This is a genomic window from Bacillus sp. JJ783 (assembly GCF_036963225.1).
Classification (GTDB): Bacteria; Bacillota; Bacilli; order Bacillales; family Bacillaceae_G; genus Bacillus_A; species Bacillus_A cereus_U.
Map to the genome: position 1 here is coordinate 8,441 of NZ_JBALMG010000010.1, position 16,522 is coordinate 24,962.

Genomic DNA, 16,522 nt, shown 5'->3' on the forward strand with positions numbered 1-16,522 from the left:
GAACCAGTGATGCCAGTAGGTCCACCTTCTACTAATACGATATAATCTGGGGACACATTCGGAAACCCTTGAGGTGCATCTTTTTTTACAACATAGCCGCTACTTGTGTAAGTCACAACTTGTCCCGTTTTATAGTTAGGAGCGGCTGCTAGACTAAAAGCGGTAGTACTTTGTAAACCGGCCCCGGTAGGTCCGGCATTGCCAGTAGGACCTGTAGCACCAGTAGGTCCAGTGCTTCCGATAGAACCACTGTTGCGTCTACCGTCACAACTAAAGCAATTGCGTTGGTACATATATTGTCTCCTTTCTATATTTTTGAAAATCTAGTTTTAAAAGTAGAACTACTATATATATATTGTAGATTCTATATTTTTGTGTGGTCGATCGTATTGTGTATATAGATTTCAAAAATAGGGGAGGTGTTATTAGTTTGATAACCACCATGTCTCCTGTGGAATCAAAGTAACGTCTACATCAAAATCCTCCTTAAGATAATTCTTACTTTGTTAGTTGTTTTTATTTTTCATAGCAAAATAAGAAGCGGATGTAAAACAAATAAAACCTAGAATCCAGCCAATAGAAGGAGGATAGGGAAGTATATGTTGTAATACCATTCCGCTAGAAATAAAAAAGCTACCTAATAGACTTAAGAAAATGGGATATCGCTGTAGTTTGAACATCAGTGATATAGCATCCTTTACCACATACATTGTATGTTAGTCTTAATTTTCTGTATATAAATTTTAAGAAAAATGGTGGTACAATATATAAAGGATACGAGAAGAGAGGATGTAGATTTACGCATGTACGTTACTGTAACAGAAGCAGCATATAAAAAGATTATGGATACGATTCCAAATGAAGCGAAATATATAAAATTATTTTACGATAATGAAGGTTGCGGTTGTGTTATGAGCGGGATTATTGATTTAGTAGCCGTTTCAGAGAAAGATGAGCGCGATGTAGATATTGAATCAAGCGTACTGAACTTTATCGCAGATCGAACAAAGCTTGTATTTATGGATGATAAGTTAACAGTTGATTGGCATGAAGTTGGAGGGACTTTTCAGCTGAAGAGCCCAAGCCAGTTTTATAATCCGAATATGAAGTTACATGTTCGAGTATAGTAAAGAAAAGGCGGCCCAAAAATATTTTGGAGCTGCCTTTTCTTTATAGTATAGGGTGCTACTATTGTCGTTTCTTGTTGGTAAGTCGATATTCCTTGTCGAATCGCTGATATATTTTGAAAATCGTCTATAAAACTTCATTTACTAAGATAAGGTTCTTCATACAATAAAAAGATTTTTTCACATAATGAAATGTACACATAGTTGAATTTTCTGTATAATTTTCTTTGCGGAGGGGATTGCGCATGAAAAGATGGGGAATTGAGTTATTAATTTTAAGTGTCGTTATTATTTGGGGGATTAACTATACGATTGCGAAATATGGACTTTTAGAATTTACAGCGATTGAGTTTACTGCAGTTCGAATGATGGCAGCAGCACCACTACTGTTATTACTTACGTTCTTTATCGAAAAGTCACTTTATATGGAGCGAAAAGATATACCAAGATTAATCATGGTTAGCACGGTAGGTATTGTACTGTATCAAACGCTATTTATGGAGACTGTACAATATACATCCGCTACAAATGCCTCTTTACTCATTTCTATTTCACCTATTTTTACAACTTTATTTGCGATTTTCTTGAAACAAGAAAAATTTTCTTCTCGAAAGTTAATCGGTTCTATGATTGCTTTTGTTGGTGCTACATTAGTTTTAGTAGCGGGGCATTCACTCGCTAGTTCTTTCTACGGAAATGGGATTGGACTAATTACATCGATATGCTGGGGACTTTATCCTGTTTTAGCAGGGCCATTAATAAAAAAATACTCTGCACTACGTGTTACTGCATGGTCGGCATTAGTCGGAGCGATTCCGCTCTTATTATTGAGCGGGCCACATGTATTTGTCATGCCATTTCACATTACACACGGAATGACATTGTTTGCTTTACTATATTCTATTTTCTTTGTAACAGTATTTGGTTTAGTGATGTGGTATGTTGGTGTTCAAAAAATTGGTGCGTCACATACGATGGTATATATGTATATAACACCGCTTGTAGCTGTTTTATTTGCAGCTGTATGGGCAAATGAATATGTATCGTTTCAACAAATAATCGGTGGAATTATCATTTTCTTCGGTCTATGGTTTGTGAAATCGGAGAAAATAGAAGCTCACTCTACCATACAAGAACCTATATCAAAATAGGAAAACAGATTACCTATGATCTGCTTTCCTATTTTTTTATTTTTGGTAAAAAGATGAGAAACAAGATAGCAGTAATAAGTGGAATTAAATTTAAAAATGGAATACGGAAGAGTGTAATAAGAATAATACCTGGAAGAAGAACACCGAGGACAGCATAGAAAATACTATGTCTTTTCGTGTACCAATACAAGGAAAGTCCAATAAGTGCAGGGACAATGAGGTGAATGAGAGCCATTAAAAAATAAACCATTAGACGCCCCCTTTATTTTTGTGCTTATTACATCATATCCGTATGTTCATAGATTGATATCACTTTTTTCATAAATGGACGAAAAATGTTTGGAAAAACGTCACATTTATGAGGGATTCTACATTGTAAATCTTGTATAATATTATTTTCTAAAAGCATTTTAACAACATAAACATACAGTTTATGTTGTTTTTAATTTGAATGAAATAGATTTTAAGTAGCATGGACTCGAAAGAAATGAGTTATATAGCTTTGGTTGGATAGATAAAAACTATTGAAGGGGAGTACAACATGATTAGTATGTCATTAAGGTCGTTTAAAATTCAATCGTATTATCTACTAGGTATTCTGTTATTAGGCTGGATGTTAACACCGTTTTCAGCACATTTTCTAGGTGCAGGAATTGGACTTATTGTAAGCATGTATTGTGTTTGGATTTTAGGAAGGCGTATCGAAAAACTTGGAGATAGTATCGTAAAGAAGACGAAAGCGCCGACGCTTGGTATGTTTAATCGCTTTGCAGCTGCTATTTTGGGTGCTATTATTATGTACGAAATTGAGCATCATATGGTAATGTGGGCATTTGCAGTAGGGATTCTAGGTGGTTATTTCTTAATCATTGTGAATTTAGGGTATTATAGTATGAAGGATGAAGAAGAATTAATAAAGGGCTAAAAAAGATGAAAAGATAAAAAGGTAAAAAGCCTCTTTTTAGATGGAACAGAGGATCCAGCGGTTAGGGCCTTTTTTAGCCACATGCGATGTGAAACCAGAAGGAGCAAGTGAGCGTAAAACCTATTTATATTTTCGAAGCCGTGATTTGTATGTATGGAAATCCGAGTATATCAATTGAAAATTAGGTTTGGCACTTTTTTAGATGGAATAGAGGATCTGGCGATGGATAGAAGCGGTTAGACTTCTTTTTAGCCCTATGCGGTGTGAAACTAGAAGGAGAGAATGAGCGAGAAATCTGTTTGCTGTGGTTTGTATGTGGGTAAATTAAAGAATATATAGAAAGAAGCTTACGCGAAAAACGTAAGCTTCTTTTTTATGTAAGTATGTGTAGCCGTTAAGCCGCATTGGGTTTTGTCGGTGAGTACGCGAAACTTTTGGCTACACGATACTTATTCATATGAGTAAAGGGTTATTGCAACAGAAAGTTTATATATTAAGCGATTGGACCGCCTAAGTTAATAATATCTTCAGAAACGCTATCGAATTTTTTGAAGTTTTCTTTAAATTCGTTTGCAAGCTCAATTGCTTTCGCTTTGTAAGCATCTTTATCAGCCCAAGTTTGTTCAGGCATTAATACTTCGTCAGGTACACCTGGAACGTGACAAGGTACTTCAAGGCCAAAGATGTCGTGTTTTGCAGTTTCAGCTTTAGCAAGTTCACCGCTTAGTGCTGCTTGAATCATTGCACGAGTGTAACCTAAGTTCATACGTTTACCAACACCGTATTCGCCACCAGTCCAGCCAGTGTTTACTAAGAATACTTTTGCATTATGTTTCTCGATTTTTTCACCAAGCATTTCAGCATAACGAGATGCATCAAGCGGTAAGAATGGTGAACCGAAGCAAGTAGAGAATGTAGCTTGCGGAGATGTAACACCGCGCTCTGTTCCTGCTAGCTTACTAGTGTAACCGCTTAAGAAGTGGTACATAGCTTGCTCTTTTGATAACTTACTGATTGGAGGCAATACGCCAGATGCATCAGCAGTTAAGAAAATAATTGTATTTGGATGTCCTGCAACACTTGGCAGTACGATATTGTCAATCGCATGCATAGGGTATGCAGCACGTGTATTTTCTGTTAAAGTAGTATCGTTATAGTCAGCGATGCGTGTTTGACCATCAATGACAACGTTTTCTAAAACTGAACCAAATTTGATTGCATCGAAGATTTGTGGCTCTTTCTCATGAGAAAGGTTTACACATTTTGCATAGCAACCGCCTTCAATATTGAATACACCGTTATCAGACCAACCGTGCTCATCGTCACCGATTAATTTACGGTTTGGATCAGCAGATAATGTTGTTTTGCCTGTTCCAGATAAACCGAAGAATAGTGCTACGTCGCCTTCTTCGCCTACGTTTGAAGAGCAGTGCATAGAAAGAATGTCTTGTTCAGGTAGTAAGAAGTTCATAATAGAGAAGATTGATTTTTTCATTTCTCCAGCGTATTCTGTACCACCGATTAGTACGATACGTTTTTCGAATGAAACCATAATGAATGCTTCAGAATTTGTACCGTCAATTGCTGGATCTGCTTTGAAGTTTGGTGCAGAAACAATTGTGAACTCTGATTCGTGAGTTGCTAATTCTTCTTCATTTGGACGAATAAATAATTGATGTACGAACAAATTATGCCATGCATATTCGTTAACAACTTGAATTGGTAGGCGATAGTTGCGATCAGCGCCAGCAAATCCTTTGAAGATGAATAACTCTTCTTTTTCTTTTAAGTATTCTAAAACTTTTATATATAATTTATTAAAATGTTCTTCAGAGATCGGTTGGTTCACGGCTCCCCAAGCAATTTTGTCAGCAACCGATGCTTCCTTCACAATAAATTTATCTTTAGGAGAACGTCCTGTGTATTTTCCTGTTGAAGCAGAAACGGCACCAGTAGAAGTTAATTTCCCTTCGTTTCGCATTAATACTTTTTCCACTAATTGCGGAACACTTAATTGAATCTGTGCATTGCTTCCGTTCAATAATTCATGTAAACCAATTTGGACATTCACAGTACTCATATTTATATACCATCCTTTTCATTTAATGAAATATTTCTCGTAATCCCCATCAAGAGTATAACACAATTATATAAATAATGTATACTATTTATTTATTTTTGTTTGTGTGAATGTATCATTTCCTTATTAATATTTCATTCTATGCGTATTGAGAAAAACTTTCAGGAAAATGTGAATATTAATTGACAAATGAATATCATTTCTTTAGTATAGGTTGGGACGGATACTCTCTTATCCCGAGCTGGCGGAGGGACAGGCCCGATGAAGCCCAGCAACCTCACTTGTAGTGGTAAATACAGGTGAATAGGTGCTAAAACCTGTGCGAGGCTAACGGTCTCGAACGATAAGAGCAAAGGGCAAAAAGCAGTATGCAAGTAGCAAATTAAACCTTTCCTCTATGTTAAGTAGGAAAGGTTTTTCTGTATGCTTGTGTGGGAGAATAAATGTATGTCGCAGTTTGTGGCAAATTAAGGATGAGTTCCGTACAATATATACAATTACTGTAGGGAGGTTTACCACATGACAAAAAAACGTCATCTGTTCACATCTGAGTCTGTAACTGAAGGACATCCAGATAAAATTTGTGACCAAATTTCTGATTCAATTTTAGATGCGATCTTAGCAAAGGACGCAAATGCACGTGTAGCTTGTGAAACAACTGTAACAACTGGTTTAGTATTGGTAGCGGGGGAAATTACGACTTCTACTTACGTAGATATTCCAAAAATCGTTCGTGAAACAATTCAAGGCATTGGTTACACACGCGCAAAATATGGATTCGATGCAGAAACTTGTGCAGTTTTAACATCTATCGATGAGCAATCTGCTGACATCGCTATGGGTGTTGACCAAGCGCTAGAAGCACGCGAAGGTCTAATGACTGACGCTGAGATTGAGGCAATTGGTGCAGGAGACCAAGGTTTAATGTTTGGCTTCGCATGTAATGAAACACAAGAATTAATGCCACTTCCAATCTCGCTTGCTCACAAATTAGCTCGTCGTTTAACTGAAGTACGTAAAGATGACACATTATCATACTTACGTCCGGATGGAAAAACGCAAGTTACAGTTGAGTATGATGAAAATGGTAAACCTGTACGTGTGGATACAATTGTAATTTCTACACAGCATCATCCAGATGTTACATGGGAAGAAATCGATCGCGATTTAAAAGAACATGTAATTAAAGCTGTAGTTCCAGCAGAATTAATGGATGGAGAAACGAAATTCTTCATTAACCCAACTGGTCGCTTCGTAATTGGTGGACCACAAGGTGATGCTGGTTTAACAGGACGTAAAATCATCGTTGATACTTACGGTGGATACGCTCGCCATGGCGGTGGTGCATTCTCTGGTAAAGATGCAACGAAAGTTGACCGTTCAGCAGCATATGCAGCTCGTTATGTTGCGAAAAATATCGTAGCAGCTGGTCTTGCTGACAAAGCAGAAGTACAACTTGCATACGCAATCGGCGTAGCGCAACCAGTATCAATTTCAGTTGATACATTTGGCACTGGTAAAGTATCTGAAGACGTACTAGTGGAACTAGTTCGTAACAACTTCGATCTTCGCCCAGCTGGTATTATTAAAATGCTAGACTTACGTCGCCCAATTTACAAACAAACAGCAGCTTACGGCCACTTCGGACGTACTGATGTAGATCTTACATGGGAACGTACAGACAAAGCAGCTACTTTAAAAGAGCAAGCTGGTCTATAATATATGAAAAAGAAGCTTTGCGCGTGTCGCAAAGCTTTTTTTATTTGGTTTTATCCCGCATTAACGGGCAGTAAGCCTCCCACCTCAAAATTAAAGCAAAAAAGTTAGGTAGGAGGCTAACTGCCCGTAAAAGCCCGATTGGTGAAGGCTAATAATCAGTGGGGAAGAACAAAACCCCCCACTGATTAAAGTTGCACTTTATTTACTACTTGAATGTAAGAACTACAATAAACTTCCCCGTCTAGCTCAATATACTTCTTCATATTTGTCATACCACTTGCCGGAAATGGCATGTGAATCCATGTTTTTTCATACGTTTGTATTTCCTTTTCACATAATTTACAAAGGATTGGTTTCTTACGGAACATAGACAATCAACCTTTCAGTTGACGCGCTTTTCCTGCGCAAAAAGCACTGCTCAGTAAAAATAGCGTTGCGAATATAATACTCACTAATGTAGCGTATGGAATTGCGCCTTTTAAAGAAAAGCCGACAGTGATGGAAGCGACAAATAAGAGGATGAATGTCGTTGTTAATTTTTTATAAATTTCCATAGTATGTGAACCTCCGAATTATGTTGTATTGTAAATTTAAAAACTAAACCTATTATGTAGAAAACATAAGAAGAGATAAATGGTAGCTAATGATGTGAAAGCTAGGAGTATAAGAAATGGAAATAGTATACCTATTTAAATTCCTTTTTGTGGGTTTTCATACTTATATTGTATCATGACGTATCGGTGGCTTCATACAGAATTGTGTAAAGATATGTATGATAAAATGAAGAAAAGCTTTTAAGAAGGGGAAGATGAAAAATGAGTGTAACTGAACATAAAAAACAAGCACCAAAAGAAGTGCGTTGTAAGATCGTGACGATTTCCGATACACGCACAGAAGAGACAGATAAGAGCGGACAGCTATTACATGAATTATTAAAAGAAGAAGGACATAAAGTGACTTCTTATGAAATTGTAAAAGATGATAAAGAAAGTATTCGGCAAGCAGTGTTAGCTGGTTATCATAGGGAAGATGTTGATGTCGTACTAACTAATGGCGGAACTGGTATTACGAAACGTGATGTAACGATTGAGGCAGTATCCGTGTTATTAGATAAAGAAATTGTTGGATTTGGTGAGTTGTTCCGTATGATAAGTTACTTAGAAGATATCGGAAGCGCTGCGATGTTAAGTCGAGCAATTGGCGGTACGATTGGAAGGAAAGTTGTATTTTCGATGCCGGGGTCTAGCGGAGCAGTTCGCCTTGCGATGAATAAGTTAATTTTACCGGAGTTAGGTCATATTACATTTGAGCTGCATCGCCAATGAGTAAGTGGGCTGGAATTGTATTAGCAGGAGGTATGTCGAGTAGATTCGGTGAGCCCAAAGCATTAGCGAGCTGGGGTGGGAGTACTTTTGTTGAGCATATTTTGAAAGTGATGACAAGTACGCTTCAAGAAGTTGTAGTCATTAGTCATTCTGATATAAAAGAGCGAGTGGAGCAATTAGTACAAGTTCCCGTTATAGAAGATATTCCGCATTATAAAGGAAACGGCCCGCTTGCTGGAATTGTATCAGGAATGGAATATATCGAAGCAGATTGGTACGCTATTATGCCTTGCGATGCACCAAATGTTTCGCAAGAGTGGTTTACTATTTTATTAGAACAAACGAGTGATGAGTGTGATGCGGTTGTGCCTATTATTAATGGAAGAAAACAACCGTTACTTGCGGCGTATCATAACCGTGTGAAAGAGAAGATTTACACTTTACTTCAGGAAGAGAAAAGAAGCATGGGGCAGCTTTTATCACAATGTAATGTGAAATATGTTGCCGGAGAAGATGTACAAGCAAATGCAGAATGGTTTATAAATGTGAATACGAAAGAAGAATATGTACAGGTTCAAAAAAACCTTTCAAATGAATGAAAGGTTTTTTGATATACAGAAATTGGGGAACAATTACTGTATAAAGGTATGTGAGTAAGTTGATTTTAAGGGGAATTTCTTAAAATCATCATACAGTAAAAATACTGTATAACCATATTTTAATTTTTATGGTTTTTTATTACAAGTCTGTTTAGTTATGTGTCTTTTTGGTATAATGAATATAGAAATAAAGCGATATTTCACTTTATGTATCATTTAGTAAACGAAATTTTATAATTGTGTAATAAACTCCCTTCACGTTGTAAATAGCCAGTAAAGGTCACGTTTGGTTGCGGAGCAGCTCCACACAAACAATTATGAAAGTGATTCATATACATCTTTAGTTCTATACGATAAACATAGAATATATTTACAAATATAACATTTGATGGGTAGCGGAATAGAGAGGCCTGTTTTATACTAATATTGTGTCACCCCTTCTAAGGGACAGCGCACAACCGGTTATTGGCTAATGGGAACATTCTCATTTTGCCAGTGCCGGTTTTTTAGTAGATAATGATGATAATAAAGTGAAACTATAATCAGTTGGGGTTTTGTTCATTCCCTATTGATTATTAGCCTTCACCAATCGGGCGTTTACGGGCAGCAGGGCTCCCACCTGACTTTTGAGGTGGGAGTCTTACTGCCCGTAAATAGCGGGATAAATTTTTTGAGGGAGGGATCGTTTTGAAAAAGATAGATTTTACTTCTATGAGAGAGCAAGTAGCTAGTTTTTATATTTATTCTATCTCTTTTCTTGGTTTAATTGCTGTTATTATTTCCTTATTTTTAAGTGAAATGCCTTCCCATCTTATACTGCTTTTGTTGTTAATTATGTTTATGGGAATTACTGAGTATTTTCCTATCCGCATTTGGAGAGGGGGAATCACACTCAGCCTTACACTTATTTATACAATGAATTGGCAGTTTGGAATGCATATAACTGTTGTTTCGTGTGTGGGTGTGATGTTATGTATCCAATTGTTTCGCCGCTTATCTATGCAAAGGACAGTATTTAATTGTGCGCAACTTGCTCTTAGTATCGTATTAGCAGAATGGCTTTCCGGTGAATGTTTCTCTCTTTTTATTTCTGGAATGAATCTTTCAGTTTTATATGAAAAATTCATAATTTTGTTTTTATTCAGCGCATTCCTTTGCCTTTTTAACGGTTTATTTTACGATCTTTTAATCATACTTCTTCCTCAGCCCTATCCGCTAGAAGAGTGGCGTAAAAAGAATATGTTAGTACTCTTGAGTTTGAGTTTTTGTTTATTTTATTCTTCACTTATACATATTTTAGATTACCGATATCGTGGAGTGATGGATGAAATTATGGTTCTGTTCTTCTTTTTCCCGCTTGTGGCAATCTGTATCATTAGCTCTTTCGTTAGACAAATACGGGTGGAAAAAGAACGATTATATAAGCTTTTTTCCATTACGACGGAATTAAGTCATGGATTATCTGCCGGAAACTTACAGCAGATGAAACAATCACTGAAAGGATTCTTAGGAATACAGGCATATGTTTTATGGGCAAAAGATGAAGAGAACTGGACACTTTTATTAAAGGATGGAAAAGTACGTCGTGATATTTCTAATTATTCTGACCTGCATAAGAAGTTTGAAGAGATATCAGAAACTGTTGTTGTTACTGATTGGAAAACAGGTATGGCTCCGGGAGATGAAGTGTTTGAAAATACTATGCGCTCGCTTGTATATTTACCTCTTAAGGTAAATCATGAATTAGTTGGAATGTTTGTGGCAGGGAAAAGCAGGAGTGCGAGTTTTATTACTGAAGATGTACAGACTTTAGCTACGTTTGCCAATCAATTAGGTAGCTTGCTTAAAACACGGACACTCGTCTCTGAACAGGAAAAAAGAACGATTTTAGAAGAAAGAAATCGAATTGCTCGTGAAATCCACGATGGAATCGCACAAGCATTGGCTGGAGTGATATTTCAGATGGAGTCAGCTCAGAAAAAATATGCAGATCGACCAAAGGACATGCAGCAAGTGGTAGATACAAGCATAAAAAAATTACGGAAGAGTTTAAGTGAAGTTCGTTATTCTATTTATGCTTTAAAGCCATATCCAACACAAAGATTAGGACTAAAACAAGCAATTATAAATAAAGTTCAATCCTTAAAACAAGAATATGGTCTAGCCATTCTATATCATGAAAGAGGCCGTTCTCGAAAACTTAGTTTTACGAAAGAACGAGTCATCTTCGATACTTTACAGGAGAGCTTGCAGAACATTATAAAGCATGCAAAGGCAGATAAAGTTGACATTTTACTAAGCTATCAACGGGAACATGTACTTTTAAAGGTAAAGGATAACGGAATTGGCTTTTCTCTTTTTGAATCTATGATTAAAGCAAAGCATGAGCCGCATTATGGTATATTACATATGAATGAACAGGCTGAACAGCTAGGGGCTACCCTTCAGATTGATAGTTCAGCAGGAAAAGGTACAGAAATCACATTGTTAATTCCAGATTCAGAAATGGGGGAGGAGTATCATGATTCGAATATTAGTAGTGGATGATCATACTGTTTTGCGTGATGGAATTCGAAGTATATTGGAACTCGAATCTGATATGCGAGTAGTTGGAGAAGCTGTTTCCGGGGATGAGGTAGTAAAGAAAGTGGAAGATTGTAGGCCTGATTGTATTTTAATGGATATTAATTTACCGGGGAAAAATGGTATTGAGGCTACATCACTCGTGAAAGATCAGTATCCGAACTGCCGTGTTCTCGTATTGACTATGTATGAACATGATGAATACTTGATGGCTGCTCTTCGGGCAGGTGCAGACGGTTATTTACTGAAGGATTCATCATCCGAGCAGGTAGTGGCGGCAATCCGAATGGTATTACAAGGAGATTCTGTGATTCATCCGCGTATGACTAAAAAGTTGATTACATATCATCAGCAAACGAAATCGGAATCAAATGAAAATGAACTAACAGAGCGTGAAAAAGAAATACTGTTTGAATTGGCTAAAGGTCTTAGCAATAAGGAAATTGCTGAAGCTCTATATATCAGTGACAAGACAGTTAAAATCCATATTAATAAGATTTTCAGAAAACTAAATGTGAAAAGCCGTTCACAAGCAGTCATATATGCCGTTCGAAATCAGCTTGTTCCATTTTCTTAAATAAAAATCATTTAAAAGGTTAAAAGAACTACTCTGTACCTTATTATTTTACTCAAAATAATAAGGCGCGGAGTAGTTCTTTTGTACTATACGGTATAGAACTAATAACTAAAAAAATATTACTTTTTGATAATTTTCAGAAAAGTTTAAATTTAATAAGATAAGAAAGTAGAGTCGTAGCCTAATAGCTTCGGAAATTTATGTTATGCAATGACTACAAATACAAATAAATTTAGATGGGGGAACTTGTATGAAGAGAGGGAAATTTGGGAGGGTTCTTACAGGAACGTTAGTTGCTGGTATGCTAGTGTCACAAGGTATTCCGTATAATGTATTGGCAGAAAGCGCGGTTGAACTGAAGCCAGTTGATAATGCGGAACAGGTACTAATGAATCTGTCTCCAGAACAAAGAAAAGTGTTGGAACAGCTAGATGTAAGTCCTAATTTTACGATTTCACCTGATATTGATTCTAATAGTCCTGAATTAGTTAACGTTATCGTGGAATTCAATCAAGCTCCAGCAAAAATTGAAGTGATGAAACAAGCGGCGAAAGGGAAGAAAATAGCTGCTACTACTGCGCAAGCAAAAGTGGATGAAGAGCATAAAGTGTTCAAACAACATGTCGAATCCTTAAAATCGAAGAAGGATGCCGGTACGTACGATACGGAAAAAGTGAAAATCACACGTGAATATAAGAATGCAATCAACGGTGTAGCGATGACGATACCTGGTGTGGCTGTGCAGGAGCTGATCCAATCTGGAGTAGTAAAACGTGTCTTTAAAGATTACGAGGTAAAAGTGGAACCTCCGGTAGAAGCAAAAGAAACAATCGATCCGAAAATGGCGGACAGCATTCCACAAATTGGCGTGGACAAGCTTCATGCAGAAAACATTACAGGTAAAGAGATTAAAGTCGGCGTTCTTGATACAGGTGTTGACTATAATCACCCTGACTTAAAAGGTGCTTATAAAGGCGGATATGATTTTGTTGATAACGATGCAGATCCGATGGAAACAACATACGAGGATTGGATAAAAGCTGGTAAGCCAACAACCCCTGGCTATGTATATTACACAAACCACGGTACACATGTAGCGGGAACAATTGCAGCTCAAAAGAAAAACAATGCGGATTATGCTGTAAAAGGTGTGGCACCTGATGTAGATTTATATGCTTACAGAGTACTAGGACCATGGGGCGGAGGAAATACAGCGGGAGTCCTTGCTGGGATGGATAAAGCAATTGAAGATGGTATGGATGTCATCAACATGTCGCTAGGTGCGCAGACGAACGATCCGCTATATGCTACTTCTGTCGCAGTAAATAACGCCATGCTTTCAGGAGTAGTGACAGTTGTTGCCGCAGGGAACAATGGACCAAACGAAAAGACGCTCGGTTCCCCTGGAACTGCAGCTCTTGGCATTTCAGTAGGGGCAAGTGATGCTGCCATGTCTATTCCTACATTCAGCGCAAGTGTATCTAACGAAAAATTTGAAAATATGCAGCTATTAGGGAAAGATTTTCCTGATAAGTTAGAAGATCTACAAGGACAATCGATCCCGATTGTATTTGCGGGACTTGGTAAGCAAGCTGATTTTACGGGGAAAGATCTTAACGGAAAAATTGCGTTAATTCAGCGCGGAGAAATTACGTTTGATGAAAAAATTAAAAATGCTAAAAAAGCCGGAGCGAAAGCTGTTATCGTGTATAACAATGCTGACGGACAAATATCCGCCTACTTAGGTGAGGGGGTAGGTCTTATTCCATCTTTCCGTCTGTCAAAAGCGGATGGAGAACGGTTAAAGGCGCTAGGTGAAGTATCTTTCAAATTCGAGACGCTGGGCAATACAAAAACGGAAGGTGATCACTTAGCTGATTTCAGCTCCCGTGGGCCGGTAAACGGAAATTATGATATTAAGCCGGATGTAGTCGCTCCTGGTGTGTTGGTTTTCTCTACTGCACCGGAATACATCAATGATCCGCAGGACGGTATAAATTACGGCAATGCATATGTACGCTTGTCTGGTACTTCTATGGCTACCCCTCACGTAGCGGGTACAGCAGCATTGATTTTGCAGGAGCATCCAGAATACACTCCTTTCGATGTAAAAGCGGCTCTTATGAATACATCCGATGATTTGAATGGTCAGAATTCCGTATACGAAGTAGGCGCAGGGCGCATCGATGCGTATCAAGCCGTTCATACGGACACATCCATTAAAGTATTAGACAAAACACAAAATGTCGAGAACGGAAACGTTGTCGAAATTGACGAACAAACAGGATCCATCGTGTTTGGCAGACATGTTAAGCAAGGGGATAAACCGATTGAAGCGAGCAAAAAAGTAAATGTCCAAAACCACAGCAAGGAAGAAAAATCCTTTAAATTAGAAGTGGAGTATCACGGCGAACGTACAGGTATTCAAGATGCAGCGAAGAACGGTGTAAAAGTTGAGGTACCAGGCTCTATTACAGTAGCAAGTGGACAATCACAGGAGATGGAGCCGAAAATCACGATTCCTGCTAGCGCAGCGAAAGGCAGATATGAAGGGTATATCCATGTGACGAATGCGAACAATCCGGCCGAAACATATCAAATCCCATTCGCTGTCATGGTGACGGAAAAGGGATTTGAATATATAAAAACGACTTCACCATCCGTAACAAATACAACACCTTTCTGGCAATATTTAAACCCTATGGTCCACGGAATAATGAAGTTGAATAGCCCAATGAAAACAATCGATGTGCTTGTTAAGGACAGTAAAACAGGGGAAGCTGTAGGTTTTATAGGAACAGCGAACATCAGTAAATTGCCGACAGACGTAGAAACTTTTCTTCTAGGAGTATTCAGCGGTACTGTCTATCCATTTACAAATGATCCTTCCAAGCCGATTGGCGATCTTCCTGTGAAGCTTCCGGTAGGCGATTATATACTGGAAATGATTGCACATGATGAGGAAGGGAAATCATATGTTATAGACAATCCGCTTATTGTGGACAATACAGCACCGGAAGTAAATATGGATAAAAAACCAGGAGTGATCGAGATTAATGACTCCATGTTTACGGAAGAGGATGGACAAAAAGCAGTATGGTTACATGGAACGGCTAAGGATGAGACAGTGGACGTATTACAATCAAAAGGCTTAAACTATGACCAATCATCCAACAGCATGGGTTACTCTGCAAACTCTCCATTCATAAATGGGTACTTCCCGATCCAAGCGAATGGAGATGTAAAATTCGGAATTGAGGAAAGTGATATTGCAAAAAAACCTTTACATTTAACTTTGACTACGTTTGATATGGCAACGGCAATGGGTAAACAAAACTATGTCTTTGTAAAAGAAGGTACGGAATATACGACTTCTAGTTACGATAAGAAAGATGTGAAAGTCGGTGATAACGTTACGATGACACTGAGTCTCAATAATGTGAAGCAGCTTGTATCTGGAGAATTCCAGGCCGAGTTCATCAAAGATTTGTTTAAGTTTGAGAATGTGAAACTGAACAATGCGGTAAACGAGTACGCGAAGGACAAGGGCTTGGAAGTATCGCTGCAAGAACCTGTCGTGACAGAAGGAACTCACACTAATACAGTGAAGGTCGGCGCATCTATGAAAGGGAATGCATTCAGTGGTATGGATGGAGATATGCCTTTCCTTGATGTCACGTTCAAATTAGTAAGTGATGCATATTTCGATAATGTTATCGGATTTAATGTAAAACAGGCGTCTTATATGAAAGCTGGACAAACAGCAGCTACTGCCATTCCTTATCTCAAAACAGAAAACTTTAATATCATTCCAACGCATTCGAGAGTGCAGGGTTCCATCAAACCGGAAGCATTTTTGATTGGGTCTGAGGGCTCTCAGTACTTGAGAAAAGCGGATTATACAAAAATCGGTGCCCAAGTATATGCGATGTCACCAAAAGGTAAAAAATATCAGGGAACAATTGATAATAAAGGATTCTTCACCATTCATGGTATCCCAGCTTCTACTGAAGCATACACAGTTGTTTTCGATATTCCGGGACATCTCAAATCGATGAAGAAATTCATTCCTGGATATTCTGTAAATGGTGAGATGCGCGGGCAACATGTTACATCAGGTGCTAAAGGTCTTGCAGGGGACGTGAATGGTGATAGATTGATTGATATTCGCGATATGCAAAGTGTAGTAGATGTATACGGTAAGAAGGATGCATCTATCTTGCCGCAGGACATCAATCAAGACGGTGTCGTAGACGAGACAGATGTCCGCTTCATTGAGAAAAACTTCTTACAAAAAGAAGTTGGCGTTCCAGAAGTGGTTAAGCCAAAAGAAACAATCGGTAAAAAAGGTCTGGCAGATTTCCTACGTCAGATCGGTCTAGAACCGAAGAAATAAAGTGAAACTATAATCAGTGGGGGTTTTGTTCATCCCCCAC

Annotated in this window: 14 protein-coding genes, 1 pseudogene and 1 riboswitch; of the genes and pseudogenes, 9 read left to right on the forward strand and 6 right to left on the reverse strand. The window is 38.0% G+C overall.

From position 1 onward, the window contains the following. Both V7038_RS02535 and V7038_RS02540 read right to left on the reverse strand, forming a co-directional pair. Window positions 1-293 (reverse strand): annotated as a pseudogene (locus V7038_RS02535) (collagen-like protein); the annotation flags it as partial. Between the two features lie 213 nt (window positions 294-506). Continuing rightward, window positions 507-710 (reverse strand): hypothetical protein, encoded by a 204-nt coding sequence (locus tag V7038_RS02540; RefSeq protein WP_080013684.1) that lies wholly within the window; start codon window positions 708-710, stop codon window positions 507-509. 93 nt (window positions 711-803) lie between these two features. On the opposite strand from V7038_RS02540, the gene V7038_RS02545 reads away from it, so the two are divergent. Then, window positions 804-1,127, forward strand: a complete 324-nt coding sequence (locus tag V7038_RS02545) for an iron-sulfur cluster biosynthesis family protein (RefSeq protein ID WP_000289566.1) — start codon at window positions 804-806, stop codon at window positions 1,125-1,127. A 245-nt stretch (window positions 1,128-1,372) separates the two neighbouring features. Further along, window positions 1,373-2,278, forward strand: a complete 906-nt coding sequence (locus tag V7038_RS02550; protein ID WP_199692655.1) for an EamA family transporter — start codon at window positions 1,373-1,375, stop codon at window positions 2,276-2,278. Between the two features lie 28 nt (window positions 2,279-2,306). Here V7038_RS02550 and V7038_RS02555 read toward each other — a convergent pair whose 3' ends face one another. Beyond that, entirely contained in the window at window positions 2,307-2,528 is a 222-nt protein-coding gene (locus tag V7038_RS02555; protein ID WP_002112420.1) for a hypothetical protein, read from the reverse strand. A gap of 291 nt (window positions 2,529-2,819) precedes the next feature. Here V7038_RS02555 and V7038_RS02560 point away from each other — a divergent pair, with 291 nt between their 5' ends. Further along, the gene (locus tag V7038_RS02560; RefSeq protein WP_002112419.1) at window positions 2,820-3,203 is read left to right on the forward strand and encodes an ATP synthase subunit I; all 384 of its coding nucleotides are present in this window, start codon (window positions 2,820-2,822) and stop codon (window positions 3,201-3,203) included. 493 nt (window positions 3,204-3,696) lie between these two features. Here V7038_RS02560 and pckA read toward each other — a convergent pair whose 3' ends face one another. Then, the gene (gene pckA / locus V7038_RS02565; protein WP_002112418.1) at window positions 3,697-5,283 is read right to left on the reverse strand and encodes a phosphoenolpyruvate carboxykinase (ATP); all 1,587 of its coding nucleotides are present in this window, start codon (window positions 5,281-5,283) and stop codon (window positions 3,697-3,699) included. Between the two features lie 228 nt (window positions 5,284-5,511). Beyond that, window positions 5,512-5,633: riboswitch (SAM riboswitch) on the forward strand. A gap of 169 nt (window positions 5,634-5,802) precedes the next feature. On the opposite strand from pckA, the gene metK reads away from it, so the two are divergent. Beyond that, window positions 5,803-7,002 (forward strand): methionine adenosyltransferase, encoded by a 1,200-nt coding sequence (gene metK / locus V7038_RS02570; protein WP_002112417.1) that lies wholly within the window; start codon window positions 5,803-5,805, stop codon window positions 7,000-7,002. Window positions 7,003-7,187: 185 nt separating this feature from the next. Here metK and V7038_RS02575 read toward each other — a convergent pair whose 3' ends face one another. Next, window positions 7,188-7,370: a hypothetical protein gene (locus V7038_RS02575; protein ID WP_335468982.1), complete on the reverse strand. Its 183-nt coding sequence runs from the start codon at window positions 7,368-7,370 to the stop codon at window positions 7,188-7,190. A gap of 6 nt (window positions 7,371-7,376) precedes the next feature. After that, window positions 7,377-7,556 (reverse strand): hypothetical protein, encoded by a 180-nt coding sequence (locus tag V7038_RS02580; protein WP_002138741.1) that lies wholly within the window; start codon window positions 7,554-7,556, stop codon window positions 7,377-7,379. A gap of 261 nt (window positions 7,557-7,817) precedes the next feature. On the opposite strand from V7038_RS02580, the gene V7038_RS02585 reads away from it, so the two are divergent. The 5 genes from V7038_RS02585 to V7038_RS02605 all read left to right on the forward strand — a co-directional run bounded on the left by V7038_RS02585 (window position 7,818) and on the right by V7038_RS02605 (window position 16,482). Continuing rightward, window positions 7,818-8,327 carry a MogA/MoaB family molybdenum cofactor biosynthesis protein gene (locus V7038_RS02585; RefSeq protein WP_335468984.1) on the forward strand — a complete coding sequence of 170 codons (510 nt, stop codon included), beginning with the start codon at window positions 7,818-7,820 and terminating at the stop codon, window positions 8,325-8,327. Next, on the forward strand, window positions 8,324-8,926 hold the full coding sequence (locus V7038_RS02590; RefSeq protein WP_002160143.1) for a molybdenum cofactor guanylyltransferase: 603 nt from the start codon (window positions 8,324-8,326) through the stop codon (window positions 8,924-8,926). Before V7038_RS02585 ends, V7038_RS02590 begins: the two co-directional genes overlap by 4 nt. 687 nt (window positions 8,927-9,613) lie before the next feature. Then, window positions 9,614-11,473 (forward strand): GAF domain-containing sensor histidine kinase, encoded by a 1,860-nt coding sequence (locus V7038_RS02595; RefSeq protein ID WP_335468986.1) that lies wholly within the window; start codon window positions 9,614-9,616, stop codon window positions 11,471-11,473. Next, entirely contained in the window at window positions 11,448-12,086 is a 639-nt protein-coding gene (locus V7038_RS02600; RefSeq protein WP_088079530.1) for a response regulator, read from the forward strand. The genes V7038_RS02595 and V7038_RS02600 overlap by 26 nt, the downstream gene beginning before the upstream one ends. Before the next feature lie 250 nt (window positions 12,087-12,336). Next, complete coding sequence (locus V7038_RS02605) at window positions 12,337-16,482, forward strand: S8 family serine peptidase (RefSeq protein WP_335468989.1); 4,146 nt, start codon at window positions 12,337-12,339, stop codon at window positions 16,480-16,482. The last annotated feature ends 40 nt before the right edge of the window (window positions 16,483-16,522 follow it).